We start from the raw sequence: 3122 nt of genomic DNA, 5'->3' as shown, positions 1-3122 counted from the left end.
TCCCCCAGGCCGAAATCGGCCGGCAAGATGCCGGCGCTACCGCGGAAGCGCGGATGATAGGCATCGCGTCGGTTCCCCTAGGCCGAAATTTGAATCGTGGCCGCCTGGAAGGCGGCGCTACGGATGATAGGCATCTCGTCGGTTCCCCTAGGCCGAAATAGTGGGAAGGGCTTAGTGTCGTGTGCCGGAAATAGGTTAACCATCGATTCAGGCGTCCCTGAGGGTACGGACGGCCGATATGCCATTTGTTTTCTTTTCGTTATGGCAGTTTTGGTACGGGCTGTGTGGAGGGCATGGCCAGTGCTGGGCTAGAAGTATGGGTTAAGGTCAGAAGCGGTCCAGCGGGGAGGCCCCCGTCAAATTCGCACAGGAGTGTAATGGCGCGAGCATGCAAGTTTTTGTGGAAATCTGCCAAGTAATAGACGCCAACCGGAGCGTGCGCGAGCTGAAGCGCCGCTATGCCAAGAGGCTTGGGTACAAGCCATCGAAGAGGGAGTTGACCGAAGTCCTTTTGCGGGATCGTCCGGCCTATGAGCTGGTCACTTGCGAGAATCGCTACGGGACGCGCTTTTGGTTTGCGTGCCCGCGCTGTGGGAGGCGGGTTGGAAAACTCTATGTTCCCCCGGGCCGCCACAAGGCTTTATGCCGACATTGCCACCGGCTGCGCTATCTTGCCCACCACATTAAAAGCACCGGGAATTACCGCCATTGGCAGGCGTATTGGCTTCACCGCTGGGAAAAGGCAAATGCCAGGCTGGAACGCGGGTATCTAAGGGGGCGGAAGAAAGATTTTTGGAGCGTAAAGAGGTGGGAAGCCGGAAAGAACCTTTTCAGGGAAGGCATTCTGCGCTGGGACGGACGAAGGCGGAAGGCCTTTCAGGTTGTAACACTTCACGATCTTCTGACTCGGAGCCCAAAACCCAGAAAAACCCCGCCTCTAAAGAGGCGGGCTACACAGTTGCCGCTAACCCGTTGATCGGAAACAGCGTTTAGGTGGTTTTGCAACAGGTTCTAGTGGCCCGGCGAAGAGCCAGCGAGGGCGGCCACTTCGGCAAAGACAGCCTGCATCTGCGTATGGATGCGGGCGTTGCTGGCGGCGATTTCGAAGTCACCGGGTTGGTAGGGCCGGCCGCTGAAGTCGGTTACGACTCCGCCTGCCTCGCGGACGATGAGCGTGCCGGCAGCGGTATCCCACGCCTTCAGGTTCAATTCCCAGAAGCCATCAAACCGTCCGCAAGCAACGTAGCAAAGATCGAGCGCGGCTGAGCCACTTTGACATATTCGGGCATGCTAGCCTCCTCGATCGCTCAACTTTCCTGCGGCGTGCTGTCCTGGCAGGATTGGTGAAGACCCTCGAGGCCCTCAGTGTCCCGGTTGTCGTGCGGAGAAATATGGGCTCGCCCGGTGGGTCGCGACCTATCCAGCCGCTGGCTTGAAATAGTCAGCATTGATTTGGGTATAGTTGGCCCACTTTTCTGGCAGATCTTCGAGCACGAAAATAGCTGTCACCGGGCAGACTGGAACGCAAGCGCCGCAGTCAATGCACTCCTGCGGGTTTATATAGAGCTGCGGCACTTCGTCGAAGTTTTTTGTTCCTTGGTTCTCCGGCCCGCCGTGATAATCACGATTTTTAGCCGGGTGGATGCAATCAACCGGGCACACATCCACACAGGCGGTGTCTTTTGTTCCGATGCACGGTTCAGCGATTATATAGGCCATGGATCAACTGCTCCTTTCACCCCAGAGAGCGCCCTGCCAGGGTTGATTCGATCTTGCCTGGCCAAGCCTGGATTCCACCGTCGAGGCTTCGCGCGTTTGTGAAGCCATAGGCCTGGAAGTAAGCCGCCTTGTCGAGACTTCTTCGTCCCTCGTTCGAGTAGAAGACAATCGGGGTCTGCTTAGGCCAGGAATCGAGCGCCTCGAAGGTCAATTCCACCGTGACAGGCTGCGCTCCCGGAATGCGGCCTGCCTGCCATTCCTCGGCCGATCGCACATCGAGAAGCCGCAGGTCCTCTCCTCGCTCGATTGCGCCGACGACTTGTTCCGGGGAGACATGGATCTTCGCCTCCACGCTTGCGCTTTGTCGGATGCAGGCGAGCACTGCCTCCGAAGGATCCGCGATGCTGTAATTCCGGCAGACCTCCGCCAGCGTGTCACTGAGCTGATAGCTGCAACTGGCACACCCTCCGATGTGGTACCGAATGAACAACGCTATCTTGGCGTTTGGATAAGCATGGAGAATCTCTGCCATCGTGCAGCTCAGACCGATATCCGGCGGGGTCATGACTTCTTCTCTGTGGGCTTTCGCTGGAACCGTTGGCATATCGCTACTACGGGTTCCTCCCCTACTTTCTGTTGCGCGTTGCACTGATCTCCACTCCTCACAGCAGGCTCACAGCAGGCCAAGCTGCAGCTTTGCCGCTTCCGACATCAAGCTCGGGTTCCAGGGCGGGTCAAAGACGACCTGGATGTCGGCCTCGATGACGCCCGGAACGCTGCGAAGCTTGCTTTCGATGTCTCTCCTGAGCACATCGCCCATTCCGCAACCCGGAGCCGTCAGCGTGAAACGTAACTCAACTTTATTCCCCCCTTCCGCCAGGGGAGTCACTTCGCAGCAATACACGAGGCCGAGCTCTACGATGTTGACGGGAATCTCAGGATCGAAGCACGTTTTCAACCGATCCCAGACCAATTTCTCTACGGGCTCCTCAGCCATGCCGCCCGCGCTGCCGATTGGTGACGGTACGATGTCCTGGCCGATAGCGTCGGCGTCTTTGCCCGCGATGTGGGCCAGAAGCCCGGTTTCCGTCATCACCGTGTAGGTGCCGCCCAGCGACTGCGTGAGTTGGACCCGTGTACCAGCGGAAAGGGTAAGCCTGATACCGCTTGGGATTTGGATTGCCTCGCAATCCCGGCCGAGAGTGATCGCTTCGTTCACGGTCATTTGTTTGCTTCGGCTCCCTTTTCTTGTGCGTTCGGCGTTTCTTCCGAGAACGTGTGCCCGCACCCACAGCTATGTTTCGCGAGAGGATTCAGGAACATGAATTCGACTCCTTTGGGCCCTTGCCGGACCCCTAGCTGGAGCCCATCCAGATGAGCCAGGCTCTCGCGGTTGACTCGGA

Annotated in this window: 5 protein-coding genes; all 5 read right to left on the bottom strand. The window is 58.1% G+C overall.

What is annotated here, in order from left to right; translation table 11 throughout:
- Positions 1-1011: 1011 nt before the first annotated feature.
- A complete protein-coding gene (locus VIH17_10210; GenBank protein HEY4683606.1) occupies positions 1012-1281 on the bottom strand; it encodes an inositol monophosphatase family protein in 270 nt (89 codons plus the stop codon).
- A 135-nt stretch (positions 1282-1416) separates the two neighbouring features.
- Complete coding sequence (locus VIH17_10205) at positions 1417-1719, bottom strand: ferredoxin family protein (protein ID HEY4683605.1); 303 nt, start codon at positions 1717-1719, stop codon at positions 1417-1419.
- Positions 1720-1735: 16 nt separating this feature from the next.
- Positions 1736-2284 carry a rhodanese-like domain-containing protein gene (locus tag VIH17_10200; GenBank protein ID HEY4683604.1) on the bottom strand — a complete coding sequence of 183 codons (549 nt, stop codon included), beginning with the start codon at positions 2282-2284 and terminating at the stop codon, positions 1736-1738.
- A 108-nt stretch (positions 2285-2392) separates the two neighbouring features.
- Complete coding sequence (sufT, locus tag VIH17_10195) at positions 2393-2944, bottom strand: putative Fe-S cluster assembly protein SufT (protein HEY4683603.1); 552 nt, start codon at positions 2942-2944, stop codon at positions 2393-2395.
- On the bottom strand, positions 2941-3122 hold a 182-nt coding region (locus tag VIH17_10190), incomplete at its 5' end, for a hypothetical protein (protein HEY4683602.1). The genes sufT and VIH17_10190, both read right to left, overlap by 4 nt.

It is taken from the genome of Candidatus Acidiferrales bacterium, from assembly GCA_036514995.1.
Classification (GTDB): domain Bacteria; phylum Acidobacteriota; class Terriglobia; order Acidiferrales; family DATBWB01; genus DATBWB01.
This window is presented reverse-complemented; position numbering and strand designations above follow the sequence as displayed.